22 protein-coding genes are annotated in these 24,771 nt (G+C 49.2%); 9 read left to right on the top strand and 13 right to left on the bottom strand.

Annotation, left to right across the window (positions count from 1 at the left end):
• Positions 1–135: 135 nt before the first annotated feature.
• The 9 genes from TH61_RS00440 to TH61_RS00400 all read right to left on the bottom strand — a co-directional run bounded on the left by TH61_RS00440 (position 136) and on the right by TH61_RS00400 (position 9,333).
• The gene (locus TH61_RS00440; protein ID WP_071887742.1) at positions 136–1,707 is read right to left on the bottom strand and encodes a glycosyltransferase family 39 protein; all 1,572 of its coding nucleotides are present in this window, start codon (positions 1,705–1,707) and stop codon (positions 136–138) included.
• Positions 1,708–2,003: 296 nt separating this feature from the next.
• On the bottom strand, positions 2,004–2,864 hold the full coding sequence (locus tag TH61_RS00435) for a sulfurtransferase (protein WP_066504440.1): 861 nt from the start codon (positions 2,862–2,864) through the stop codon (positions 2,004–2,006).
• 79 nt (positions 2,865–2,943) lie between these two features.
• A complete protein-coding gene (locus TH61_RS00430; protein ID WP_197464073.1) occupies positions 2,944–3,294 on the bottom strand; it encodes a DUF6370 family protein in 351 nt (116 codons plus the stop codon).
• Positions 3,295–3,549: 255 nt separating this feature from the next.
• Positions 3,550–4,698, bottom strand: a complete 1,149-nt coding sequence (locus TH61_RS00425) for a PAS domain S-box protein (protein WP_066504436.1) — start codon at positions 4,696–4,698, stop codon at positions 3,550–3,552.
• A 329-nt stretch (positions 4,699–5,027) separates the two neighbouring features.
• Positions 5,028–6,347, bottom strand: a complete 1,320-nt coding sequence (locus TH61_RS00420; protein ID WP_066504430.1) for an AarF/ABC1/UbiB kinase family protein — start codon at positions 6,345–6,347, stop codon at positions 5,028–5,030.
• Positions 6,344–7,018: a TetR family transcriptional regulator C-terminal domain-containing protein gene (locus TH61_RS00415; protein WP_066504427.1), complete on the bottom strand. Its 675-nt coding sequence runs from the start codon at positions 7,016–7,018 to the stop codon at positions 6,344–6,346. Before TH61_RS00415 ends, TH61_RS00420 begins: the two co-directional genes overlap by 4 nt.
• Positions 7,019–7,275: 257 nt before the next feature.
• Positions 7,276–8,076 carry a hypothetical protein gene (locus TH61_RS00410; protein WP_066504425.1) on the bottom strand — a complete coding sequence of 267 codons (801 nt, stop codon included), beginning with the start codon at positions 8,074–8,076 and terminating at the stop codon, positions 7,276–7,278.
• An 89-nt stretch (positions 8,077–8,165) separates the two neighbouring features.
• Positions 8,166–8,726 carry a hypothetical protein gene (locus tag TH61_RS00405; RefSeq protein ID WP_066504423.1) on the bottom strand — a complete coding sequence of 187 codons (561 nt, stop codon included), beginning with the start codon at positions 8,724–8,726 and terminating at the stop codon, positions 8,166–8,168.
• Positions 8,727–8,739: 13 nt separating this feature from the next.
• On the bottom strand, positions 8,740–9,333 hold the full coding sequence (locus TH61_RS00400) for a hypothetical protein (RefSeq protein WP_157600454.1): 594 nt from the start codon (positions 9,331–9,333) through the stop codon (positions 8,740–8,742).
• A gap of 320 nt (positions 9,334–9,653) precedes the next feature.
• On the opposite strand from TH61_RS00400, the gene TH61_RS00395 reads away from it, so the two are divergent.
• Positions 9,654–10,919 carry a DEAD/DEAH box helicase gene (locus TH61_RS00395; RefSeq protein WP_066504415.1) on the top strand — a complete coding sequence of 422 codons (1,266 nt, stop codon included), beginning with the start codon at positions 9,654–9,656 and terminating at the stop codon, positions 10,917–10,919.
• 154 nt (positions 10,920–11,073) lie between these two features.
• Entirely contained in the window at positions 11,074–11,715 is a 642-nt protein-coding gene (locus TH61_RS00390; protein WP_066504412.1) for a DsbA family protein, read from the top strand.
• 154 nt (positions 11,716–11,869) lie between these two features.
• Here TH61_RS00390 and TH61_RS00385 read toward each other — a convergent pair whose 3' ends face one another.
• Complete coding sequence (locus tag TH61_RS00385; protein WP_231862269.1) at positions 11,870–15,130, bottom strand: DUF2723 domain-containing protein; 3,261 nt, start codon at positions 15,128–15,130, stop codon at positions 11,870–11,872.
• 260 nt (positions 15,131–15,390) lie between these two features.
• Between TH61_RS00385 and TH61_RS00380 the strand changes: the two genes are divergently transcribed.
• Positions 15,391–16,668 (top strand): sensor histidine kinase KdpD, encoded by a 1,278-nt coding sequence (locus TH61_RS00380; protein ID WP_066504409.1) that lies wholly within the window; start codon positions 15,391–15,393, stop codon positions 16,666–16,668.
• Between the two features lie 33 nt (positions 16,669–16,701).
• Positions 16,702–17,406: a response regulator transcription factor gene (locus tag TH61_RS00375; protein ID WP_066504403.1), complete on the top strand. Its 705-nt coding sequence runs from the start codon at positions 16,702–16,704 to the stop codon at positions 17,404–17,406.
• Positions 17,407–17,501: 95 nt separating this feature from the next.
• Here TH61_RS00375 and TH61_RS00370 read toward each other — a convergent pair whose 3' ends face one another.
• Together TH61_RS00370 and TH61_RS00365 are read right to left on the bottom strand one after the other, a co-directional pair.
• Entirely contained in the window at positions 17,502–17,831 is a 330-nt protein-coding gene (locus TH61_RS00370) for a cupin domain-containing protein (protein ID WP_066504398.1), read from the bottom strand.
• Positions 17,832–17,857: 26 nt separating this feature from the next.
• Positions 17,858–18,349 (bottom strand): hypothetical protein, encoded by a 492-nt coding sequence (locus TH61_RS00365; RefSeq protein ID WP_066504394.1) that lies wholly within the window; start codon positions 18,347–18,349, stop codon positions 17,858–17,860.
• 321 nt (positions 18,350–18,670) lie between these two features.
• Here TH61_RS00365 and TH61_RS00360 point away from each other — a divergent pair, with 321 nt between their 5' ends.
• From TH61_RS00360 to TH61_RS00350, 3 genes are all read left to right on the top strand, one after another.
• Complete coding sequence (locus TH61_RS00360; RefSeq protein WP_066504392.1) at positions 18,671–21,073, top strand: heavy metal translocating P-type ATPase metal-binding domain-containing protein; 2,403 nt, start codon at positions 18,671–18,673, stop codon at positions 21,071–21,073.
• Positions 21,074–21,284: 211 nt separating this feature from the next.
• On the top strand, positions 21,285–21,767 hold the full coding sequence (locus TH61_RS00355; RefSeq protein WP_066504388.1) for a transporter substrate-binding domain-containing protein: 483 nt from the start codon (positions 21,285–21,287) through the stop codon (positions 21,765–21,767).
• Complete coding sequence (locus tag TH61_RS00350) at positions 21,764–22,732, top strand: cation diffusion facilitator family transporter (RefSeq protein WP_066504385.1); 969 nt, start codon at positions 21,764–21,766, stop codon at positions 22,730–22,732. Before TH61_RS00355 ends, TH61_RS00350 begins: the two co-directional genes overlap by 4 nt.
• A gap of 67 nt (positions 22,733–22,799) precedes the next feature.
• Here the strand turns inward: TH61_RS00350 and TH61_RS00345 are convergent, their stop codons facing one another.
• Positions 22,800–23,072, bottom strand: a complete 273-nt coding sequence (locus tag TH61_RS00345; protein WP_066504382.1) for a hypothetical protein — start codon at positions 23,070–23,072, stop codon at positions 22,800–22,802.
• 358 nt (positions 23,073–23,430) lie between these two features.
• On the opposite strand from TH61_RS00345, the gene TH61_RS00340 reads away from it, so the two are divergent.
• Both TH61_RS00340 and TH61_RS00335 read left to right on the top strand, forming a co-directional pair.
• Positions 23,431–23,880, top strand: a complete 450-nt coding sequence (locus TH61_RS00340) for a MarR family winged helix-turn-helix transcriptional regulator (RefSeq protein WP_066504377.1) — start codon at positions 23,431–23,433, stop codon at positions 23,878–23,880.
• A 220-nt stretch (positions 23,881–24,100) separates the two neighbouring features.
• Entirely contained in the window at positions 24,101–24,688 is a 588-nt protein-coding gene (locus TH61_RS00335; RefSeq protein ID WP_231862268.1) for a glutathione peroxidase, read from the top strand.
• Positions 24,689–24,771 lie beyond the last annotated feature (83 nt).

Here is a 24,771-nt window from a genome sequence, read left to right as displayed (position 1 = left end):
TCATATTGCGTATCCCCCGTGCGTGAGAAAAGGCCAGCATTTGCTGGCCTTTTCTGTTTCGTATGGGTTGAGTAGCTTTATCGTTTTTAGGCTGTTTTCTGGAAATTAAGCCAAAAACGATAGTCTGCTGGTTTTCTAGGGTTGATGTTTCCACTCCAGTTGCAGTTCCTGGGCCCGTTCTACCAACTGCTGCGCCAAAATAGGAGAGATGCCTCTGAGCAAATACACGGTGGTTCCACGCTCGCGGGCAAACTGGGTAGTAAGGGAGTCAATCACCGTCACAGATTGCACCAATGGTTTTTCCTCTTCTCTAAGAGGTTGTTCGCCTAGTTCTTTGACCAGCACAATGTTCTGTAGTTGAAGGTTGGAAGGGTACCAGAAAATATAGTCGGCGTTAAAGGAGATGGCGGCGGGGATGTGTTGGGCTTTGTAGAAATTGACGGCGCCTGTCTGGCCGTAATTGTCGCATATGATCAAGGTGTTGGCGCGCTCAGCCGTTGGCACCAGCGCAAAGGCTTTTTCCACGTCTCGGGTCAACTCGCGCCAGCCAAGCATATCGGCGAAGTCCTGAGGCAGGTCATGGTCCTTGCCGTCTTCCCACTTTAAGAGATTCAATTTCTTGAAAGGCGCCGCGTTGGCGTGAATTTGCTCAGGAGATAAAATAGGGAATACTACTTTGACAAGGGGCAGAAACAGCAGCAAGTTCAAGGCTATCCAAACGGGACGCAAGTACCGTTTCCAGCCGGAGCGGAACAGATATTCCCAATACACGGCCCCGGCGCAAAGCAACACCGGGTACAAGCCCACCGCATAATAACTCTTCGCGCGCAGATACGTGAAGAGCAGCATGGTGAACAGGTACGCCAGCCCCACAAACCGGTAGGGCTTTAAAGGTGCATGCCAGGCAAAGCCCACAAAGGCCGCCGCAACCAAAAACAAACTCCCGAAGAAGAAAAGCAGCTGGTCCAGCCAAAAGGCTCCTCTGTCTACGTTTACCAGCTGCGTGACTTCCAGTTCCTGCATATGATGAATGACCGGCCAGCCATGACTCCACTGCCACCAGATATTAGGCAGGAAAACCAGCAAGGCCAGTCCCGCCGCCGCATACAGCACTGGCTTCGTAAAGAGAACGCGGTGTTTGGTGAGTGCCAGCGCAGGTATGAAGCCTAGCAGCAAAAAAACTAAGTTGTATTTGTTCAGTAAGCCAAAGCCAACCACCAGACCCAGCCAAAGAAGGTCCTTGTTCTTTTGTCTGTTTACATACCTCAGCAAGAAATAGAAGACCAGCGTCCAAGCCAAAATATCTACTGAGTTAGGCTGAAACAGCATGTTCATGCGCAGTAGGGTAGAGAACAGTAAGCCAGAAACCGCCAGTACTTTCGCATACCAGCCGCCGCCTAACTCCTGCACCGACCACCAACTAGTCACCAACGTGAGCGCCCCAAACAAGGCCGGAAAGAACTGCACCCAGAATTTAGTGTTCCCTAATGCTTTAATCAGAAAAGCCACCCAAGACGTGAATGGCGGCACAGACAGGTATCCGAACGCTAAATGGTTGGCTTGGTCTAGGTGCAAATACTCATCTCTGTGCAGGTCATAGCTGCTGTCTACCAAAAAGTACTGCAACACCATTTTAGCCAGCACAAACGCACCCAGTACGCACCATTCTATTAGAGCACGACGGGAGGTGACGGTCTTTTGCATCATAAGGTAACTTCAGAATCAATGCTTATATGGTATTATTTCCTGCGAATGTAGAAGTAATCCTGCATACTATCTGCCTTGAACTTTTAATTATTCACATTACCAACCGTTGGGTATGAGTGCAGGTACTTTAGGTTTAAAATGTAGGCAGGAAAGGAGGTCGCTATGGGCGCCGTACCATTTAATGAAAACTGGTTGGCTTCCATTTACCTCAGCCTTAAATAAAAAAAATCGTTTTTGGTGTGCTTTCCAGGAAACAGGCCAAAAACGATTCGTTGAATTGTGTGCTGAGTTGAGAATTAAGAGGGTTGCTTGGTGGCACCCTGTCCGGCAATGGGTCTGCCGCTTCTGGACCATTCGCTCCAAGAGCCAACGTACAATTTGGGAACCTCAAGCCCGGCCTGCGCCATGCCCAACAGCGTATGGCAGGCGGTCACGCCAGAGCCACAGTGCACAATCACGTGGTCGGCGGGTTTGCCTTGCAAGTCTTTAGTGTACTTGGCTTTGAGCTCTTCCTCTTTTAAGAAATTTCCCTGGCTGTCCAGGTTGTCTTGGAAAGGATAATTGACCGCGCCCGGAATATGACCGGCTACTTCATCAATGGGCTCTAATTCGCCCCTGAACCGGGCCGGCTCCCGCACGTCAATGACCATGTAATCTGGGTGCAGGGCGGCGTGGGCTACTTCCTCCATGTTGGCGGTAGGTAGCTGCCATTCTGAGTTGGTGTAAAAATGGGTGCACTCTACTTTTTCAATTTCATCTGTCACGGGTACGCTTGCGGCTTTGGCAGCAGCAAATCCGCCGTCCACCACGTGCACCTTGTCATGGCCCATGGCTTTGACCATCCACCAGAAACGAGCGGCGGCGTTGGCCCCGTTTTTATCATCATACACCACCACCCGGCTGTTGGGCGTAATGCCCAGCCTGTTCATGATGGCGCTGAAGGCCTTGGGCGAGGGCATGGGATGTCTACCACCTTGCGCCGCCGAGGCACCTTTATGCGCCAGATCATTCTCCAGGTCTACGAAGTGCGCACCTTTTAAATGCTCCTTCTGGTAACTCTCAATGGCAGTGGGTCCTGAGCGCGCGTCTACCAGCACCAGATGGGCAGGCTCTTTTACCAGAACGGCTAGGTCTTGGGGTGAGATGATCGGTTTCATAGTAGGTGGGTGAGTTAGGACGGTACATTCCCTTAAACGCAGATTGACAGCGCAAGGCAAAGGCGCAACAGGGAAGAACCTATTTTTTGTCTGGGGCTGCGGCCAGCTTAAAATACGTTGCCTTGAACCGGTTGTCTACTACCTGGCCTTGTACTTCGGCTTTTCTGATGGCGTTGCAGAATCCGTCAGTGGCGTGGGCATCACCGTGCTGGTCAATGTCTGAGCCGTCTACAAAATAAGATTTGCCATCAATTCTAACCGCCAGGTCGCAACCGGGGGCTTTTAGACTGAACATGCACTGCCCACAAGCAGCCTCTACCGTTTGCACGGGTTTGCTTTTATCTGGGCCAGCAGTTTGCGGGTCCGTGCCTTGCGCCATGGCAGAAAGGAGGCCTACGCTGCACACAAGAGATAGGAAAAGTCGTTTCATGTGTTGGTTGGGATTGAGTGAAAAGAGATGGCTACGGGAAAAGTCACAAGTCTGGGGCTGCGTTCACGCGCTGCTCATGTACCCCAACAAGATACAATTTATCAAAGACCAGACAAAACCGTTTTTAGCTTGTTTTCCTGAAAATTGACCAAAACTGAGAGTAGGCGGTAAACCTTAAAATGATACGGCAATCAGTTTAACCTAAGCAATTTAGCTCAACGGTAACGCAGTAAAAGGATGGAAGATTACAAGAAGTTAGGCAGGAACAGTCACCTCTTCCTTCTTGAAGTAGATTTTAAACTCGGTGCCGTCGTTTTCTTTGGTGATCACCTCAATTCTGCCGCCTTCATTCTCCACAATGCGCTTAACAATGTACAGTCCAATGCCGGTGCCCTCTACGTGGTCATGAAAACGTTTGAACATGGTGTACAAGTGCGATAGGTTTTTATCGCTGAGCCCCAGGCCGTTGTCTTTCACGCACATCAAGACATACTCGCCTTCTTCATAGGTGGTGACCAAAATCTTGCATGGCCGGCTAGGCGACTGGTACTTAAAAGAGTTGCTAAGCAGGTTGTAGAGAATGCTCCTGAAGTTCTTTCTAGAGAAGAGAATCTCCTTCACCTTAAAATCTGTGGTGACCTGGCAGGGACTTTCATAGAACATGAACCCGCTGTCGGCCATTACTTCTTCATAGATGCCCTCAACGTTGATGCTTTCCTTTTTCTGGCTTTCTTTGAAGTCCTTCTGGATTTTGCTCACCTCTGTTAGGTCCATGATGGTCTTCTTGAACCGCTCCACAGAGATGCTCACGTGCTGGAGAAGGGTAGTGGAAGACTCGTCCAGAAGCTTTTTGTTGGTCAAATCCTGCTTCAGCATTTCTATGAGGCCCTCAATGTTGGCAATGGGCGCCTTTAAGTCATGCGAGGCCGTGTAGATGAAGTTGTCCAGGTCAATGTTGGTCTTCTCCAGCTCGGCCTTCTGCTGGATCAAGTCTTCATTACGGCGTTTGATTTCTTCTTCTAGCTCTTTCTTCTTGGTGATGTCGCCAGTGACTTTGGTAAAGCCCAGTTGCTTGCCGTCAGGGCCGTAAATGGCGGTTAAACTCACCTTGGCATGAAACAGGGAACCGTCCTTGCGTCTCCGGGGGCCTTCGCCCTCATAGACGCCTTTCTCGCGGGCCACGCGCAGTTCTTCTTCCGGAAGCCCTCTTTCCCTGTCTTCTTCGGTGAACAACACCCCGAAGAACTGGCCGATTATCTCATCTTCTGTGTAGCCTTTGAGCCTATGCGCACCCTCATTCCAAAAGGTGATAACGCCGTCATTGTCCGTCGCAAAAATGGCGTAGTCCGTTACCTGATTGATGAACTGCGAATAAATATCCTGTGGATTTAAATTAGGCGACATGGAATAAGGGTAAAATGAGCAAAACTCTCAGGCAACTGTTGTGGTGTTAGACAAACAAATGGTGTTTATACGGATGCGCCTCCAATGGTTGTCTTTTTATACCCTACCTGGCGGTAAGGGTTTCGGTCAGGTCTGTTTTTGGCCTGTTTTCTGGATATTAGGCCAAAAATGAAATTTGGCCTCAGGCCATCATAATCTGCTATTTCCTGGTTTTTGAGGATGAGATGTATAGTGCACACAAGCGGAAAACAAAAAGCCACCAGCTCTAGGTTGTACAAAAATGGTACATCCCAAGGCTGGTGGCAGAAATTCCAGAGAGGGGCTTTAATTTATTTCAGCCAGTCTGGTTTGGTGGTGGTGATGTGGGCACCCAGTTGGTTCAAGAGGCTATACAAACCAAAATAGGTCCTATTAATAAACAACCCATGACGGGAGCCGCGCGCCTGCCTTGACTGCCTAAACATCTTGTCTTTGGAGATGCGGTCACCCAGGGTATAAATCTGCTGGAAGTAGTCGTTCTGGGCGAAGTCAAAGGTCTGGCTGTGAAACGGACGCCCCAGCAAGGCAATTATCTCCTTGAAAACGCCCTTAAAGTACGCTTGCTCAGCGGAGGAATCGCGGTCACTGATGAAATCCAGGTCATAGAAGATTTGGTTCAGCTCGGCCTCCTGCAACAAAGACTCCTTTTTGATGAGGGAGAAGTATCCGCGGTAAAAATCCTCTGGTATCACCTTCACGCAGCCAAAGTCAATGATGCCCAGTGTCACGCCCGGTAGAATGATGAAGTTGCCAGGATGAGGGTCTGCGTGCACCTGTTTGAGGTTATGCACCTGGTGATGGTAAAAGTCCCAGAGGGCCTGCCCAATCTGATTCCGCTCTTCCTGGGTTGGGTTGGTCTGAAGCCATTCTTTCAGGTGCGCGCCCTCCAGCCAGTCCATGGTGATGATGCGCGAAGTGCTTAGCTCTGGATAGTAGTTGGGGAAATGAAGATGGGGCAGATGACGGCAGGCCGTGGCTATTTCTATAGAGCGTTGCACCTCCAGCTCGTAATCCGTCTCCTCCAGTAGTTTCTCCTCTACCTCGTCCATGTAATGGTCCATCTCCTTCTCGTTCATGTTGAGGAGGCGGTAGGCAAAGGGGCGCACCATTTTCAGGTCTGAGCTCACGCTTTCGGCCACGCCCGGGTACTGCACCTTCACGGCAAAGGTCTTCCCGTTCTTGGTGGCCTTGTGCACTTGCCCAATAGAGGCCGCATTGACTGCCGAAGTGGAAAAGGTGTCAAACATGGCCTCGGGTGTGCGCCCGAACGCTTTCTGGAACGTGCGCACCACCAACGGGTACGACAGCGGCGGCGCGCTGTACTGGGCCATGGTGAACTTGTCTTGGTAGGCACCGGGCAACATGGTCTTGTCCATGGACATCATCTGGGCCACCTTGAGGGCGCTGCCTTTCAGCTGGCTCAACGAGGTGTAGATATCCTGGGCATTGTCCTCATGCAGTTCCTCTTTGCTAAGCGAGGGGTTCACTATCTTCTTGGCGTAGTGCTTAATGTAATTGCCGCCTACCTTGGCCCCGGCCCCCAGAAACTTGGTGGCCCGCTGTACCTTGGAGGTGGGAATGTGGTCTTGCTCTTCGGGGGACTGGCTCATGAGGATTTTTTAGACTGGTACAGAAATTTGGCGAAGTCAAAGAAGGAGTCGACGGCGTTTCTGCCTACCACGTCAAAGAATAAGCTCACAGATTTCTCAATGGCGGCATCAGTGCGTTCAAAGCCCGGCGAGGTGTCTTTGAGCCAGAACTGGAAGATGAACAGGGTTTCCAGCCACAGGGCATCAGGGTATTTGTCTGACACGTACTTGCGGTCTACAATCTGCTCGATTTCCTTGCCTTCTTGCACCAGTGTTTTGGCGAAGGCCGTAAAGTGGCGCTTAAAGCTTTGCACCTCCTGCGGCGTGACCTTCTTAAAATCGGGTTGTTTCTCATAGAGCGTCAGCAGATAGCTTCGGTTCTTCTTGAGTTCCTCAATCCAGGTGAAATAGAAGGAGAGGAGCTTCTCTTTGGGTGAGTAGTGGGCGTACGCTGGTTGCGCGTACATGTCTGCCAAAGTCTGCTCAAAGATGGACTCCCACACACCACCTTTCACCCCCTGAAACGAGGTGTAAAACGTGTAGAACTCCTGCTCACTCATGCCCAAGCTCTGCGCGAACTTATAAACCGACACTGGCTCCTGGCCTGTCTCAAGTACATGGTGCACAAAGGCCTCCAGAATTCTGGTTCTAGTGTCTTTTAATGGGATGTTGGTATTTTCTATATTTTCCATTTGGTTGTTTATCTTCTTGTAAGGGAAACAACCAGGGTGGGAGAGAGGTTTAAATCAAGGCGGGAAAATGGGTAGAAAGTTTTCCGTTTTCGGGGTGTTTTCTGGAAAACAGCCCGAAAACGGAAGGTGGGGTTTGGGCAGGTGGTTTTGGTTAAAGTTAGAGGTGGTAGTGAGGAGGGAATAGGATATGCTTTAAATGATTTGGGTGATTACGTACTTGTTTAAACGACGGCGAGACTGTCAGCAGGAGGTGCCGTTTACACGTTGTTGGCGGGAGTTTTTTTATTAAATTCAAACTTATCTTCACCAAGTTCAATGACAGTATTAAAACCATCTGCCATTAATTTCAACCCTAAGTTGAAAGGTTCTTTTGAATCTTTCCCCATAAAAGAAAAATAAGCTTCGGCAGTACCATAGAAGACCATTTTTAAACCAATTAGCCCAAACTCATCGGGTTTATGAAATTGATAATAGAAAACCTCTGGGTTACTTCCCTTTAAATCTAAATTCAACTCATTTTCCAATTCACACTTTCGTTTAAGGAATTTTTTCAAAGTTTGGAAATAGTCATCAGAGTACTCTATAAATTCTAGAATCATTCTTATCTCACCATCAAACCTTTCTTTGAATTCATGATAGAATAGACCATATGCAATATGTTTTAAACAACTTGACAATCTCTTAACGTTGGGATTGCCTAATGAAATAATTCTAAACTTGCCATCTGTTGTTTGAATTTTCCCGTATTTGTGATTTCTCAGAATTTCTTTTTCTAAGAAGTCCTTATTTTTCCTTCTAAGCGCTCTATTAGCTTTCGTGAGTTGGTGAAAGCTTCCTACAGGATTATTTTTTATTAGTCCTGAAAAAGACAACATTAGAAACTCGTCATCATCGGACTTTTTTGAATTATGTAAGTCGCAGGAAGGTACAGTTATTAGGTCTTTTCTGAAATTTATACCTTTAGTATCTTTCATTTCAGGAAAAAGGCATAATGGCGGAACATGCTCCCTTGAGGTCGCTTGCCTTTCACACATATAACATTTCTGTGCTGTATCCATCTTTTAAATTACCGCCAACGAACTTGTATATGTCACGTGTGAGGCCGTCAGCCGAAGTATGGAGTATATACGTGGTTGGGCTATGTTTTTTATATTTTCACTTCGATACAATGTTTTATATAATCCCAAAATAATGTTGCTTCAATGTCTTTGTCCTTTATTACAACATTGTCAAACTCAGGATTCAAATCTAAGCTATTAGTTCTAATCCAGAATATTCTAATTTTTTTATAAATCTCTTGTAGTTCATTGAATAAGGATATATTTAAATGCTTATCATTGTCTCCTATAAAGGATGGAAGATTATGAACAACATCATTCCTATGGGTTCTAATTTTTAGTAAGGTTTTAACCTCCTTTAAATTGATGGCACCTATGTCTTTAAGCCAAAGTGAACAAGCCCTATAATCGTCTTTGTAAACTTTATTAAGTTTATCTTTAAATGGATATTTATTTGTGACTTCTCGTTTGTATTCTTGTTTAGCCTTTTCCTTCCAATCAGGCTCATTTGAATATTTAAGATGGAAAGTTGAAAATGTTTTAGTGTTTTCTTTTATTTCCACTTCTAATAAATCATAAGCTGTTATGTATAGTGAAGATAAAATTATGTTTTGTTTTACTTTTTCTGGTTCAAGTTTTCCTAGATGCATTATTGTATTTAAATCATAAGATGTCTTTCATTCCTTCGGTTGTGCTTTTCTCTGCTTCTTCTTTTTGTTTTTCAAAAAGTCTATCCATTATTAAACTTGTTATTTCAATTTTATAATCACTATTATCATTTGAAATACCAATTCCATCATTGTGCTTAATTTCTTTAACAAGCATTCTTACTCTTTGTCCTTCCCAAATTAAATTCTGAGAAAAGTCTCTAGAAGTAGCGGGACCATAAACTTCAGATAAAGAATTATAAAACTTATATTCATCATAAGCATGACCATAAATATCAATTGAATAAAGCTTGTCTTCGTAAAAGTTATAAGATATTGAATCACTTGTTAAAAAACCTAAATTAGGTCCACCCATTTTTTTATATGTTTTCCAATAATAGGAAGACGCATCCTCATCTAACTCTATATTGTCATATTCATCAGGTGATGTTTCAAATTCAAATTCTTCGAGACCATATCTATTATCCAATCTTTCAATTCCAGTGCCAGTTATCACTTTAGCCTCTCTTCTCTTTTTGACCGGGTTTTTGACTTGCCTTTCACAAGAACAGAATATAAGTAGAATCAATAGCATTAAATATCTTCTCATCTTCATTTTATAAATTTTGCCCAACTAGAAGCTAACCGAAGTTATTCTGTTTAGCAACCCAATATATGGAATAAACTTCCGTTTTTCTGCCTACTGTTGGCTAGATAAACGGAGATACATAACCAGAAGAACTACAAAGTTCACCTAGTAGAAGCCTGCTATACTTTAAGCCTCTTTTCCCAAAACAGCCCAAAAACGCAATTCCCCCACCTCTTCCTGCAAATGCCAGAAAGAAATCGCACCTTTGCAAAAGTTTCTGCTGGTGTTTCGTACAAGGAGAAACGCTTTCACCCTCGGCTCCCGCCGAAACCCGTGTACCCATGAAATTTGACGATTATTCTATAAATCCCGCCATCAAGAAAGCCCTGGACAAACTGGACTTCAAGAAGCCCACCGACATCCAGTTCAAAGCCATTCCGCCCATCTTAAAAGGCGAGGACGTGCTGGCCATTGCCCAAACGGGTACCGGCAAGACGGCGGCCTTTGCTATACCGGTGCTACACAAGCTGCATGAGCGCAAACAGTACGCCCGTGAGGACGGCATCAAATGCCTGGTCATGGTGCCCACGCGTGAACTGGCTATCCAGATAACGGAGGTGTTTCAGACCCTGGGAAAGCACACGCGCGTGAAGACGTTTTCTGTGTTTGGCGGAGTGGAGCAAGGACCTCAGATTGCAAAGCTGGAAGACGGTATTGATATTCTGGTGGCCACGCCCGGCCGCATGTTTGACCTGGTAAGCCAAGGCTACATCAGACTGGAGCGCGTAGAGATTCTCATCCTGGATGAGGCCGACCACATGTTGGACCTGGGCTTTATCAAGGACATTCGGGACCTGATGAAGTTCTTGCCCCGCAAGCGCCAGACGCTGTTTTTCTCGGCTACCATCAATGAATACATCAAAGACCTGGCCTACTCGCTGGTGTCCAAGCCTATCCGCATCCAGGTGTCGCCTAAGGACCCGGTGGCCAAGAACGTAGACCACTCGGTGGCCTATGTGGGCATGGATGACAAGCGGTTCTTTTTGGAGCGCGTGGTTCAGGAAAACGCTGGAAGCAAGATTCTGGTCTTCGTGCGTACCAAAGTACGCGCCGAACGCGTGCACGAAGCCATGAAACGCGTGGGCATCGTCACCGAAACCTTGCACGGCGACAAAGACCAGAAAGAACGCCTTACCTCTTTAAACCGCTTCAAGAAGGGCGAGGTAAAGGTGCTGGTGGCCACAGACGTGAGCTCCCGTGGCATTGACATCCCCAGCGTAGAATACGTGGTCAATTATGACCTGCCCGAGGTGCCCGAAAACTACGTGCACCGCGTAGGCCGTACCGGTCGTGGTACCCACAAGGGGAAATCGGTTTCGTTCTGTAGCCCTGAGGAAAAACCCATTCTGAACGAGATTGAGAAGTTCCTAGGCAAGCCCATCAAAGTACTGGAGATCCCCAAAGACGATTACTCGGCTACCATTGACTTCTCCTCAGAGGCCAAACCAGACGTGATGGCCTTGATGCGCGAGCATGAGGAGAAATTGAATTCTATGAAGAAGGCGCCCAAGGTGTCTAACGCCAATAAGAAAAAGAAGAAGAAATAAGGACCGCTGCTGCTGAGACCGTTTTTGGCTTAATTTCTCAGAAATGAGCCAAAAACGGCAGGACACGCAAAGCAGGTTTGGTTTCCAATTCAAAATCAGTAAACCTTTCTGCAGCTTGACGCGGTAAAAGAATAGTCACCATCTTTTACGGCCTATGCCTCTTTTGCCTGAAAACCCAGTGCTGCTCTATGTCACAGATCCCATGTGCGCGTGGTGCTACGGCTTCACGCCCGTGGTGCGCCGCCTGCAGGCTCTTTGGTTTGGCAGACTCACGGTAAAAGTGCTGGTAGGCGGATTCAGGCCCTACGCGCAAGAGCCCCTCACCGCCGAGGAACGCGATAAACTGGCGGTGGGCTGGCACCGGGCACAATCCAAATCACAGCTGCCCTTTGACTACAGAACCTTTCTGGCGCCAGAACTTACCTATGACACAGAACCGGCCTGCCGCGCGCTTTTAACGGTGCGCCACCTTCGGCCCGCGCTAACCTTAGAAGTCCTCCGCGCCATGCACTCCAGTTTCTACGCAGACGGCCTGGACCTGAGCAACACCCAAGTGCTGGTGGACATTATGCGGCTCTTCGGGATTTCTGAGAACCTGTTTCTGGCCGTCTTTGAAACCGAGGAAATCTTTAGACAAACCGAACAGGAGTTCCAATACGTCCAGAGCTTGGGCGTAGACACGCTGCCGTCCGTTTTTCTGGACCATCCAGAGGGTCCGCGCCTCATCTCCAAAGGCTATTGCCAATTGCTGGAATTAGAAGAAAGACTGCTGCAAGCCATGGAAATCCCGTTTTAAGAGTTATGGATTCCCCATTCTAACTGTCCTTCCCACCTTTGTCCTCCTGAAAGAATCTTGTGGGCAAGCTAGGCACTAACCAAATGCTATACCTTGTTTTAGGCCTGTTTTCCAGAAAACAGGCCTAAAATGTTTTGCCAATTAGTTGCCAATACTACTTCTTAAGCAAGAGATAATGCTTGTTGAACAGCGCTTCTAGTTGCTTGGCCTGCGGCATTTTAGCGCTGTAAGCAGCTTGGGTCAGCAACTGAAGGCCGTACAAGTTAAGCTGGCGTTCGCGGTCATAATATAGCGGTTGCGTATTGTAATACGTAAGCAACTGGTCAAACCGGCGGCTAAGCAATTGGGTCAATTTTACAGATTCTCTCTCCATACCCGCCTGCGCCAAAGGCAAGACCAGTGAGGCACTTTCAAAGTTGTGCGGGGCACCATGGTCTGGTAAGGCGGTGAGGCATTTCTTTAGAACGGCGCGCGCTTTTAATGGCTCATTGTTCTGTAGATAAGCCGTGGCCAGCTCCGCGAAATTCTTTCGGTAAATGGGCACTACCTGCGTGGTGAAGTTATCCTCATACACGTTGTCTGGGTTTTGCAGGCCGGTAAACGTAAACGTATGCATAAGGCTTTGAGAAGTTCTGTCTTTGTCAACATACGCTTCGGCCTGCGGATTAGGATTGCGGGCAGGCACCACGCGCAAGGCCATGCCTTCTAGTTGCAGAAACGGCTGCAAACCCAATTCTGAGGTTTCGCCGCCCGATGTGGAGAAGTAGATGGGCCGCTTCCAGTTATTGGTAGCCAGAATATCCAAAATGACCAAATGCTTTTTCTCAAGCGCCTCGGTTTGCAACTCCCATTGCATGACAGGGGCTACCTGATTGGCGCGCGCAGATGAAACGGTTTGGTTCTGCAAGATTGCCTGAGCATCTACCGCTAACTGCAGTTTCTTGGTAGGTAAGGTGTTTAGCGTTCTGCCGTCCTGCGCCTGCACCTGCAACGCGGGGTGGTTCTGTTGCAGGAGGGTCAAAAACTGTCGTAAGTCCATGCCACTTTCTTGCACGGTGGGGTTGGCCACAAAGGGTAAATAGTTGTTGTTGCTAAACGCGTATTGCGGCATCTCCAAGGTGGTTTCCAACGGCTTAGACGCGTTCATCTGCTTCTTCAACTGCTCAATGTACCAGTCAGTGTTGAGGTAGGGGAGGACCAGCACGCGCACATCGGTCCTAAAGCCTTCCACTTCTTGTGCGTACCACAGCGGGAAGGTGTCATTGTCGCCGTTGGTGAACAGGATGGCGTTGGGCGCTACAGAACTTAACAGGTTACGGGCATTATCCATAGCATGCGAACGGCCTGAACGGTCATGGTCGTCCCAGCCTTCGGCTAGCAAAATAACCGGTACCGACAGCGCCAAAATAGTAGCCGAAACTGCAATTATGATGTCTGATTTTAAGACTTTTCTTAAGCCTTCGGCGATGGCCAGAACCCCCAATCCCATCCAGATGCTGAACGCGTAGTATGAGCCCGCGAAAGTATAGTCCCGTTCCCGTGGCTCTACGGGAGGTTGGTTCAGGTACAGCACAATGGCCACGCCTGTAAAGAAGAAAAGCAGGAGCACCGTCCAGGCATCCCCGGTTTTGCGCTTAAACTGGAAAAACAGGCCAAAAACGCCTAGGAGCAAGGGCAACAGATAGAATTGGTTTCTGGCCTTGCTGGCCGAAAGCGGAGCGGGTACGTCTTGGTTTCGTTCCCAAGGCCACAGCACGCCGGCGTGTTGGGTATCATGCTCGCGGCCCACAAAATTCCACCCGAAGTACCGCCAATACATGTGACCCAACTGGTAGTTCCAGAGAAATGCTAAATTTTGCCCGAAGCTAGGTTTCTGGCCTGCCTCTACGTTCACCCATTGCTGGTACGCCCGCAGATGCGAAGGTTCTGGAGAATACAGCCGTGGTAAGAGAACTTTGTCCTGGGCCAGATAGGTAGTTTCAAACTTAGTGTCTACTACTTCATATTTGCCGTTTTGGGGCGCATAGACAACGCCCGTCTTGTCATAGCTCTGGCTTTGGGCATTGAACTGCGGTCCGTATACCAACGGCCGGGATCCATACTGCTCGCGTTTGAGGTAGCTCACAAAGCTGAGTAGGTTCTCTGGATTGTTCTCGTCAATGGGCGTGTTATATCCAGACCGGATAGGCACCATCAAGTAAGAGGAATAGCCCGTCAAAATCAAGATAAAGGCCACTAAAGACGTATGCAGAACCGCTTTGCCATGTTGCTTGGCCCAGCGCAGTCCGTACACCAGCGCCCCGGCAAGCAACAATAGAAACAACACGGCTCCACTGCCATACGGCAAACTCAAACTGTTGACAAAGAAGACCTCAAAGGTACCGGCTAGCGTAGGCAAGCCCGTAATGACACCTTCCATCACTACCAGCACAATGGCTCCACCGATGACCAAGGAAAGCAAAATTCCGCGCTTGGTAGGTTTGTTGCGTTGCAGGTAGACCAGCAAGGCAATGGCCGGAATTGCCACCAGATTGAGCAAGTGGACGCCAATGGACAAGCCTACCAGATACGCCAAGAACAGAAGCCAACGGTCGGCCTGCGGGGTATGAGATTTGGCTTGCCACATGAGGGCGGCCCAGAAGACGATGGCCGTGAAGAAGGAGGAGAGGGCGTAGACTTCGGCCTCAACGGCAGAAAACCAGAACGAGTCCGTGAACGCAAATCCCAAGGCGCCCACGGTGGCACTGGCTAGTAGCAGAACTTGCTGGGACCTGGTGGGTCCTTCTGGAGAAATGGAAAGTAGACGCTTGGCCAACAGCGTGATGCTCCAGAACAGAAACAGCACCGTGCCTGCACTGCTCAGGGCAGACAGCAGGTTCATGCACCAGGCCACCTGGGTGACATTGCCAAAACTCAACAGCGTAAACAACCGGCCAATCAACAAAAACAACGGCGCCCCCGGCGGATGTGGTACCTGCAATTTGTAGGCCGCCGCAATAAACTCACCCGTGTCCCAAAAGCTGGTGCTAGGCTCCAAGGTCAAGACATAAACCGTCAAGGCTATCAACGCCACGCACCAACCTACCAGCAGGTTCCAACGGTGAAACGATTTCCAGGCATTCTGTACTTCCTCGGGTTGCTTTGGTAAAATCTGTCCCTCCGTTTTTGGCCTGTTTTTCCGGAAAATGCCGAAAAACGGAAGCATCAACCCGATAACTACCAATAGCGGTCCCAGCGTGAGGCCCAGCAAACCATAGCCCTGCGGCGTGGGGTCCAATGCCATGCAGATAAATCCGACCGCAATGACTACCATCCCCAGAAGCAAAGGGATAAACTGCCTTCTCCCGAAGAGCATTTCAGGGGAAGTCTTACCAGGAATCGTTTTATGTTGGGAAACAGGTTTGGTCAGTAGCATAGGTTATTCTGGTTAAGGAGTATTAGAAGGATATCAGCCTGAATCGCTTTGAAAAGTTGGGGTGTATAAGGTGCCTGAAATGCTTAGCGAATTCGAAAGGGAAACAGAATCAGCTGTTTGTAATTCTGTCCAACACTACTGACTACCTTCTAGGCAAAGGTAGAGCGCCAGGGAATGCACCTAGGTTAATGGATTGTAAAATGATGTTAATGAGATGTTAACGGGGAGCGTCTCATCCAGAAATTGGTTACCTTTAAGCCATGAGCCGAAGCAAAATTCAAATCATTCTGGTATTGGCCAGCGTTGCGCTGGTGGCCCTGCTGAGCGCCCAGCTGGTCTGGCTCACCAAGGCTTACAGCGTAGAGGAGAAAGCTTTCAACCACCGCGTGCAGGTGGCGCTCACCACCGTCTCTGACCAATTGCTGGCAACGGTGGGTGGTGCTTCCTCGGCGCAAAAGCCTATTCAGCAGATTGCCTCCAACTATTACCTCGCTGAGCTCAACGCACCCATTGACCCAGTCCAGGCAGAGCGCTTGTTGCAACAGGAACTGGGCCGACGAAACCTGCAGGAAGCCTATGAATTTGGCCTATACAACAGCTTGGATGATACCCTGATGTTCGGGAAATACGTGCCGGCCACGCAAAGGAAACTAGCCACCACTACGCCTCCGGTGGTGCGGCATGAACAGGGGCAGGCGCCTAAGCTGTACAACATGGCGGTGGTGTTCCCCAATAAGACATCGGTAATTCTGGGCGAGATGGAGTTCTGGTGGTATTCTACCGGCGCCTTGCTGTTGGTGGTGTTGTTCTTTGCGTATACCATGTTCCAGATTCTGCGCGAGAAACGCCTGGCCGAACTCAAAACCGACTTCATCAACAACCTCACCCATGAGTTGCAGACGCCCATCACCAACATTGGCCTGGCCAGCGAGGTGTTGCGCAAACGCCCCGAAACGCTTTCTCCGGACCGTCTCTCCCGGTACCATGACTTGATCTATTCTGAGAACGAACGCCTGCGCGCGCAGGTAGAACGCGTCCTGCAAATGGCCACCATGGAAAGCCGGGAACTGGTGCTTAAGAAAGAAACCGTAGACGTGCACGCGCTTCTGCAAGAGACTAGTCAGAACCTGGCGCCGCGCCTGCAGCAACGGGCCGGTCAGTTACGGCTCAACCTGCAAGCCACCCAACCGCTGGTACACGCCGACAGCCTGCACGTGGCCAACGCCCTCTATAGCCTCCTGGACAACGCCGAAAAGTATTCGCCCCAATCTCCTGATATTGAAATTAGCACCCGCGATGTGGCGCAGGGCATCTTGATTAGCGTGCGCGACAGCGGGATTGGCATCAAGCAGGAGTTCCAGAAGTTTCTGTTTGACAAGTTCTACCGCGTACCCACCGGCAACGTGCACAATGTCAAAGGCTTCGGGCTGGGATTGAGCTACGTGAAAGCCATCATGGACGCCCACCACGGTCACGTGTCCGTTGAAAGCGCAGACCAAAAAGGGACATGTTTTAATCTGGTGTTACCTTGTAGGTAACTGGACTTTGTCATTTATATAACTTCTCTCACAATGCCCCACATCCTCATTGTAGAAGATGACCCTAATCTAGGGTTTTTGCTACAGGATAGCCTGGAAAGTGCGGGATACGCGGTCACACTTTGCACCGATGGTGAGGCTGGATTACGAGCGATTAACCAAAATGAATTTGACCTCTGCGTCCTGGATGTGATGTTGCCCAAGTTGGACGGCTTTTCGCTGGCCCAAGAGATACGCTGGCAGAATATAGAGGTGCCGTTTATGTTTCTGACGGCCAAGGCGCTCAAGGCAGACCGGTTGCAGGGTTTTGAACTGGGTTGTGATGACTACTTGACCAAACCCTTCGGGCTGGAGGAATTGGTGTACAGAGTGAAAGCCATTCTGCGCCGAACGAGTAAATCCACTGAAACTACTTCTAGCACAGCAACCACAACAGACACGCATGTGTTTGGCGCCTCTTCCCTGGACTTCAAGAACCTGTTGCTGCACGTGGGCGGCAAAACGCACGTCCTTACAGACCGCGAGGCCGAACTGCTTCGGCTCTTCGTGCAACACCCAGACCAGTTGTTGCGGCGCGAGGAGATCCTGCAACGCCTCTGGCAGGACGACGGGTATTTTGTGGGCCGAAGCCTGGACGTCTTCATTTCGCGCCTGCGCAAATACCTGCAACCAGACTCAAGCGTCAAGATCACTACTATTCATGGGCGGGGCTACAAATTTGAGATAGCAGAAGCGTAAGCCAAAGAGAAAGCCCGTGGTTCGTTTTTGGCCTATTCTATAGAAAACAAGCCAAAAATGAACCACGGGCCAACAGAGTAAGCTAATCTCTTGCTTTACTTGATCAATACCATCTTAAAATTAGAAAGCGCTTTTAGAGAATGAGGCACTTTGGCCGGAATCTGAATAATCTGCCCAGGCTTCAGCGTTTTTTCCATGCCTTCCTCCGGGAAGGTAAAAGAGCATTCGCCTTCCAGCACCAGCAACAGCGCATTTATGGGGGTGGTGTGTGTCTTCAGTTCCTGCCCTTCAGAAAAAGCAAACAGAATAACTTTCTGGAATCCCTGGTCAGAGAGGATCTTGCTCTGGAATCTCTCTGAAGAAAATGCCAGTTGACCCGCCAGGTCAGGGAGTTGCAGTTGTGCTTGTAGGTGAGAAGGAGCCATAGTTTTAGTGTTTTGCGTGAGTGGTATTAAGAGACCAGTTCCTGTAGCCGGTGGGCTTTCAGGCGGTCAGCGTGTTTATGGATGATGGTGAGCTTATGCGCCAGAAAAGCGAGGATGAACAGTAGAATCGTTTTGACAAACTCCAGCGCCTGATACAAGGAATGCAAGCTGTTGGGTTCTGGGTTTTGGCCGGTGCCAACGACTACGGCCTGCACGTCTAGGGTATGCAACAGCCAGTTGGTCTGCAGAAACAGCACGCCCGTTAAGACGCCGGCTAGTACCCATTCCCTTTTAGTGGTACCGTTAAAACACATGGCCACCAGCAGAATGGTGCAGAGGGCAATCTCTACTTTGTTCACCAAGCTAAACACCAGTCTTTCTATGCCCAAACCTAAAGACAGCGTCATGCCGGGCGCGTTGAACTTGGCGGGCGATTCTATGAAAGAGATGCCTATGATGAGGCCGGCCCACAAAAAGCAGGCAGCAATGAGGATGAAGGTTCTGGTGTGAGAGCGCATAACCGTTTACGTTAGCGGTGATAGAAAACAACCAAGCCAGTCAGACGCAAGACAGAGAGGCGGCAGGAAGGGCGGGCGTTTTTGACCTGATTTCCCCAAATGAGGCCAAAAACGCTCCTATTCTGTGTAGGCGTAAGAATTGCTTTTGCAAGAACCCTATGCGTGACGTGCAGAACTTCCTTATTGTACTTTCAACATGACAAATGTCTGGCAAACAACGGGCAAAGCAGATGAGCAAGGTCAAAGCGCAAGGTGACATTTATCATGTTCATGGTGGCTGGTGGGCGGTAGTTTTGTGTTGAATTTTAAATGAGGAAACTTATGCTCCAGACCGCACATCTAGAGACCGCCCTCCACACCTGCTACCATTGCGGCGATGACTGCCAAGGCACGCCCATCGTCTTTGAAGACAAGGACTTCTGCTGCGAAGGATGCAAAGTGGTATACACCTTATTAGCCGAAAACAACCTCTGTACCTATTACTCTCTGGAGGAACGGCCCGGCATTTCGGTCAAAGACCCGGTGCTGTCGGCGCGCTTTGCGTATTTGAACGATGTCAAGGTGCAGCAACAATTGTTGGATTTCCAGAACAGTACGGTCAGCAAAATCACGTTTCATATTCCGCAGATGCACTGCAGTTCCTGCATCTGGCTTCTGGAGAACCTCAATCGCTTGAACACGGGCGTCACAGACGTGCACGTGAACTTCCTGCGAAAAGAAGCGGCCATCACCTTTGAGCACGCCGTCACGTCCCTGTCACAGATAGTAGAGCTAATGGCCCACATTGGCTATGAACCGCAAATCACCCTAGCCGACATGGAGGCGCCTGCACCCAAGAAAGACCGCTCCATTTACTACAAGCTGGGCTTGGCGGGCTTCTGCTTCGGGAACGTGATGTTGTTGAGCTTTCCAGAATACTTTGGCGGTTTGCAGAAAGAGTACGGCGAGTTCTTCGGGTGGCTAAACATTGCGCTGGCTTTGCCAGTGTTTGTGTACAGCGCCAGAGGCTTTTTCACCAGTGCTTGGCAAGGTCTGCAACAGCGCATGATTAACTTGGACGTGCCCATTGCCATTGGCCTGCTGTCCTTGTTCTGCGTGAGCTTGTATGACATCCTCACGCACCGCGGGCCGGGCTACCTGGACTCGTTTACCGGTCTTGTGTTCTTCATGCTGATTGGCAAGTACGTCCAGCGCCGCACCTATGACTCCCTGGCTTTTGACCGTGACTACACGTCTTATTTTCCTATTGCCGTCACGATCCTGGAAGAAGGGCAGGAGCAACCCATCTCTGTGAAAGAACTGCAAAAAGGCCAGCGCATTCTGGTGCGCAACCAGGAATTGATTCCGGCAGACGCGGTGCTCATGCGCGGCACGGCCAACATTGACTACAGCTTTGTGACCGGTGAGTCTGTGCCGGTAGGCAGAAAAGCCGGCGAAGTCATCTATGCAGGGGGCCGGCAATTGGGCGAAGGTATTGAGCTGGAAGTAGTGAAAGAAGTGTCGCAAGGCTACCTTACCCAGCTGTGGAACAACGCCAATTACAAGAAAGAAGATACGCAGACGGTAGAGAACTACGCCAATGCCGTGGGCAAGTACTTCTTGGCCGTCACGCTCTTAATTGCCGCTGGCGCACTTATTTATTGGATTCCCAGAGACACAGACATCGCTATTAAAGCGTTTACCTCAGTACTGGTGATTGCCTGTCCATGTGCCTTGTCTTTAGCTACGCCGTTTACGCTGGGTGCCACCTTGCGCATCTTTGGCAAGCATAAATTCTACCTGAAAAACAGCGCGGTAGTAGAAGCCCTGGCCAAAGCAGACACCATCGTGTTTGACAAAACCGGCACGCTCACCGAGCCCAGCGCTTCGCAAATCACCTACGTGGGCGAGGCATTGACGGAGGACGAGCAACGCCAAGTACGCTCCCTGCTCAAGCATTCCACGCACCCTTTGAGCCAGCGCTTGTACCAGCATTTGACCGGTGCACCATTGCCCGTGCTGGACTTTATGGAGAAAACCGGGGCAGGCCTTTCTGGCAGGATTGCAGATAATTTAGTGGAAGTTGGTTCTGCCGTGTGGGTAGGTGCCAATTCCATGAAAAGCGAAACGCCTACCAAGCAAACACGCGTGTTTGTGGCATTGAATGAAGATGTACGTGGTTATTTTGTCTTTGAAAACGTGTACCGTCCGGGCTTGAAAGAACTGGTGCAGGAATTGGGCAAGACCAGAAAGCTGGCCGTCTTGTCTGGGGATAATGACAGCGAGCGCGAGCGCTTGCAGGCCTTCTTCGGGGAGCATGCCGAGATGCGGTTCAACCAGAGCCCCATGCAAAAGCTTGAGTTCATCCAGGAGTTGAAGCAGAAGGGACAGTCGCCAATTATGGTGGGGGACGGTTTGAACGATGCGGGAGCCTTGCGCCAAAGCGACGTAGGCTTGGCCTTGACGGATCAGGTGAACGGTTTCTCTCCGTCCTGTGACGGTATTCTGGAGGCCAACCACTTGTCACGCTTGGCACAATTCCTCAAGTTCTCTAAAACTAGCCGTCGCTTGATTCTGGCCGCCTTCGGGGTGTCCTTTGTCTACAACATCATTGGCTTAACCCTGGCCGTGATGGGCGAATTCTCACCAATCGTGTCTGCCATCCTCATGCCGGTAAGTACCTTGAGCGTCATTTCCTTTGCCGTGCTTTCTGTAAAGATTGCCGCCAAAAGAGCCGGTCTGTAACAACCCAATCACCCTTTTATACTAAGCGCCGTTTTCGGCCTGATTTCTATATATCAGGCCGAAAACGGCGCTTTTCTGTTGAGGGCAATCAGACATAAAATAACATTGCTTGTAATGGCGCGTACTAACAGCGGTTTCCAGGAAATGTTTTGAAAAAAGTCCTCGGCTTTATGATTTCTGGGACATTGGCTACCCTTAACGTGTGAATGTGATGAAGCAATATTTTCAACTACCCTTGGTCCTGTGCATCTGCCTGGTCGGGCTTTTGGCAGGCTGTACCCAGTACCCCAAAGACCCAGAAGACACCTTGACCAAAGTAACGGGTGGTACCTTGGTGGTAGGTTATTCTGAGAATGCGCCATGGGTAGTGGATGGAGCCAACGGGCCTTCGGGTTTGGAGGCTGACTTGGTACGCGGCTATGCTAAAACCATCAACGCGCAGATAGAGTGGAAGAAGGACACCGAGCAGGATTTACTGCATGCGCTGGAAGAAAATCAACTGCACGTAGTCATTGCGGGCATCACAGATGACACCCCCTGGAAGAAGAACATCTCCTTCACCAGGCCCTACGCCGAGCTGGAGAAAAAGAAGCACGTTTTCTGCGTCATCAAAGGCGAAAACGCCTTGGTTACCTCGCTGGAAAAATATCTGCATTCGCAGAAGTCTGTCATTGAAAAACGTCTGCAGCCATGAAGACTCTAGAGAAATTTGAGTACCCGCCAGAATTGCTGCCCGTCTTTAAAAAAGCGAAGAAGTTGGAGTGGATCACCATTGGCTACCTCCTCATCACGGCCTGTTTGGTGTTTTTTACCATGGGTAGTTCCCAGGCCATGAAAACGGCTTGGTTTGAGGATGTCTTGAGCTTAACGCCTTCCATCTCGTTTTTAATTGCCTCTAGATTAGTGCAGAAAGAGCCGAACAAGGAGTTTCCGTATGGTTACCATAAAGTGGCCAGCATTGCCTACCTGGTGAGCGCGGTGGCTTTGTTTGTGGTGGGGGGATTTTTGATGGTAGATTCCGCTATGACGCTTATTAAGCAGGAACATCCTACCATTGGGATTGTGGTCATCTTCGGGCGGGAGATCTGGCTGGGCTACCTGATGATGGTGGTCATGTTCTGGGGAACGTTCCCGTCCTATATTTTGGGCAAGATGAAACTGCCCCTGGCCAAGCAGCTACATGAGAAAAACCTCTACACAGACGCTGAAATGAACAAAGCCGACTGGATGACCGCCGCCGCGGCCATTGGCGGCATCTGGGGCATTGGCATGGGCTGGTGGTGGGCAGATGCCACGGCGGCATTAATTATCTCTCTGGACATTCTCAAAGACGGATTCACCAACCTGAAACAGGCCGTATATGACCTCATTGACCAGACGCCCAAAAAAGTTGACGATCAGGAGGATGACCCATTGTTAAAAGACGTCCGGAACGTACTGCATAAGCAGCCTTGGGTAGAGGACTTCTCCTTTAGAATGCGCGAAGAAGGCCACATTTACCTAGGCGAAGGTTTTGTAAAGGCCCACCACACCGAGGTGGAAAACCTGCCACTGCGCATTCAGCAGTTGAAGAAAGAGGTGGAGGATTTGAGCTGGCGCATCCATGAGTTTGTCATCACGCCGGTGATAACCCTCCCTGACGAGCATAGTGAAAAGTAAGCCTTTGTACAAAGCAGAGGGCCCTGGCAAACACCAGGGCCCTCTGCTTTGTAGTAACTCAGGTAGCTTAATCTACTTTATCTACTCCCTTTTTAACGGTCTTTTTGACGGCTTTTCCGGCTTTTTTAGCTCCCTTGCCCGTGGCTTTGGCGCCGGCAACCACCACCTTTTTGGTGCCTTTGCCCACTTCTTTGGTGCCGTGGCCTACTTGGTGGGTGCCGTGTTTGGCTTTCTCTTTATTAGTTTCCTGTACTTTGGTAGTGTCTTGGGCAGCTAACGGAGAAGTAATCATGCAAAAGCCAAATGCTGCCGCCAACCATATACTTGTGATCTTTTTCATGTGCTGTCATTTAAAATGAAGGTTTACTCCTTAAAAACGAGGGTACAGGCAGAGTGTTTCCTATATAGGAATCAGAAAGTGATGAGCCGCTAACCTAGTTTTGAACTCCCGGGCGTTTTTGCCTTGTTTTCCAGATAACAGACTGAAAACAAATAACCTCGTCTCCTGTTAAGCTTTCTTGGCTGGCCCTGGAAACGCAGGCTTCCACATTTCCAGTGACATAATTAGGCAGCCATCATGTTTGCTCCAATACTTTGGTTTGAAGCCAAAGTCTAATTTAGCCTGTGAATAATAATATGCTCCAAGAATTTGAAGTTTTGGGGTGGCAGCCGTTTCTTTGTTGCAACTTTCTACCTGTATGACAAATTCTCACCGCGATAATGCCATTGCCTTCTTAAAACAGATGTCTAAGGTGACATTGGTGTTAAAGGCGTTCATGCGGCAAAAATTCAAGGCCCACAACCTCAACATCACGTTTGAGATGTTTCAGGTGCTTCGGTTTTTGTGGGAGAAGGAGAGTGCCAACCAGCAGGAGATTGCCAATGCCATTATCAAGGACAAGGCCAGCCTTACCTACCTCATTGACAACTTGGTGGGCCGTAACTTGGTGCAGCGCACTGAGGATGTGCAAGACCGCCGCAACAAGATCATTACCCTCACGCCCGCCGGGAAAGAACTGACCGCCATGATGCAACCTTGGATAGAGGAAATGTACGAGCTGGTAGGTCAAAGTAGCACAGAAGCAGAACTAGAAGCAGGCCTTAGACTCTTCAAGAACATTCATGATACAGTAGTTAAGCGCGGCTAATCCGTTATTTGCGCATATAGTTAAATATTTAACAAAATACCAGCTACCTTTGATGGCTGGTTCTCAAAACCAACTACTTGACTAGTTTTAAAGGCTACCATTTTGATAACTTATCTACCCAATAGTTAGCTTCCTTTTTGGCCTCTTTTCCAGAAAATAGGCAGAAATCAAAATCATCTAAAACTCTCAGGCCTTTTCAAGGTTGTAACCAAATATGAGTATGAGAAAGAAAATCATGAAATTGCTATACCCGCTCATCATGAAACTGAGCAAGGGCACAAAAAACGGGCAGGTGCTGCAGAACGAGAAGAAGGTAGCGCCCGTTCAACCGTTCTATAGCTTGGGCACCGTACTCAGCAATGGACAGCCTTTGGATTTTAGTGCATTGAAGGGTAAGAAAATCCTGCTGGTAAACACGGCCTCTAACTGTGGCTACACCGGTCAGTATGAAGAGCTACAGAAATTGCAAGAGCAGCAAAAGGACGAGCTGGTGGTGATCGGGTTCCCGGCCAATGACTTTAAGGAGCAGGAAAAGGATGATGACCAGACCATCTCGCAGTTCTGCCAAGTAAACTACGGCGTCACGTTCCCGCTGGCCAAAAAGAGCGTGGTAGTGCAGGCCCAGGGGCAGAACCCAGTGTACAACTGGCTCTCTGACCCCAATAAAAACGGCTGGAACCAACATCAGCCAGACTGGAATTTTAGCAAGTATTTACTGGATGAGAATGGCGTTTTGACGCATTATTTCGGGCCGGCCATTTCACCGCTAGGCGAGGAAATACAGCAAGCCATCCAGCCTAAAAAATAGACTGCTTTTTACGCACAAACTTACCACAGCCGTTTTTGGCCTACTTTCTCAGGAATAGGTCAGAAACGGCTGTTTTTCTGCAA

This window comes from Rufibacter sp. DG15C (assembly GCF_001577755.1).
Classification (GTDB): Bacteria; Bacteroidota; Bacteroidia; order Cytophagales; family Hymenobacteraceae; genus Nibribacter.
Note: the sequence above shows the minus strand (reverse complement) of the source record. Positions and strands in the feature narration are given on the sequence as shown.

Coding starts and splice junctions, on each gene's coding strand:
- TH61_RS00385 (WP_231862269.1), bottom strand. CDS start 15,130: ATGCTACTGACCAAACCTGTTTCCCAACATAAAACGATTCCTGGTAAG.
- TH61_RS00430 (WP_197464073.1), bottom strand. CDS start 3,294: ATGAAACGACTTTTCCTATCTCTTGTGTGCAGCGTAGGCCTCCTTTCT.
- TH61_RS00380 (WP_066504409.1), top strand. CDS start 15,391: ATGAGCCGAAGCAAAATTCAAATCATTCTGGTATTGGCCAGCGTTGCG.
- TH61_RS00365 (WP_066504394.1), bottom strand. CDS start 18,349: ATGCGCTCTCACACCAGAACCTTCATCCTCATTGCTGCCTGCTTTTTG.
- TH61_RS00425 (WP_066504436.1), bottom strand. CDS start 4,698: ATGTCGCCTAATTTAAATCCACAGGATATTTATTCGCAGTTCATCAAT.
- TH61_RS00360 (WP_066504392.1), top strand. CDS start 18,671: ATGCTCCAGACCGCACATCTAGAGACCGCCCTCCACACCTGCTACCAT.
- TH61_RS00390 (WP_066504412.1), top strand. CDS start 11,074: ATGCCTCTTTTGCCTGAAAACCCAGTGCTGCTCTATGTCACAGATCCC.
- TH61_RS00405 (WP_066504423.1), bottom strand. CDS start 8,726: ATGCATCTAGGAAAACTTGAACCAGAAAAAGTAAAACAAAACATAATT.
- TH61_RS00440 (WP_071887742.1), bottom strand. CDS start 1,707: ATGATGCAAAAGACCGTCACCTCCCGTCGTGCTCTAATAGAATGGTGC.
- TH61_RS00395 (WP_066504415.1), top strand. CDS start 9,654: ATGAAATTTGACGATTATTCTATAAATCCCGCCATCAAGAAAGCCCTG.
- TH61_RS00370 (WP_066504398.1), bottom strand. CDS start 17,831: ATGGCTCCTTCTCACCTACAAGCACAACTGCAACTCCCTGACCTGGCG.
- TH61_RS00345 (WP_066504382.1), bottom strand. CDS start 23,072: ATGAAAAAGATCACAAGTATATGGTTGGCGGCAGCATTTGGCTTTTGC.
- TH61_RS00375 (WP_066504403.1), top strand. CDS start 16,702: ATGCCCCACATCCTCATTGTAGAAGATGACCCTAATCTAGGGTTTTTG.
- TH61_RS00340 (WP_066504377.1), top strand. CDS start 23,431: ATGACAAATTCTCACCGCGATAATGCCATTGCCTTCTTAAAACAGATG.
- TH61_RS00400 (WP_157600454.1), bottom strand. CDS start 9,333: ATGAGAAGATATTTAATGCTATTGATTCTACTTATATTCTGTTCTTGT.
- TH61_RS00415 (WP_066504427.1), bottom strand. CDS start 7,018: ATGGAAAATATAGAAAATACCAACATCCCATTAAAAGACACTAGAACC.
- TH61_RS00355 (WP_066504388.1), top strand. CDS start 21,285: ATGAAGCAATATTTTCAACTACCCTTGGTCCTGTGCATCTGCCTGGTC.
- TH61_RS00350 (WP_066504385.1), top strand. CDS start 21,764: ATGAAGACTCTAGAGAAATTTGAGTACCCGCCAGAATTGCTGCCCGTC.
- TH61_RS00335 (WP_231862268.1), top strand. CDS start 24,101: ATGAGAAAGAAAATCATGAAATTGCTATACCCGCTCATCATGAAACTG.
- TH61_RS00435 (WP_066504440.1), bottom strand. CDS start 2,864: ATGAAACCGATCATCTCACCCCAAGACCTAGCCGTTCTGGTAAAAGAG.
- TH61_RS00410 (WP_066504425.1), bottom strand. CDS start 8,076: ATGGATACAGCACAGAAATGTTATATGTGTGAAAGGCAAGCGACCTCA.
- TH61_RS00420 (WP_066504430.1), bottom strand. CDS start 6,347: ATGAGCCAGTCCCCCGAAGAGCAAGACCACATTCCCACCTCCAAGGTA.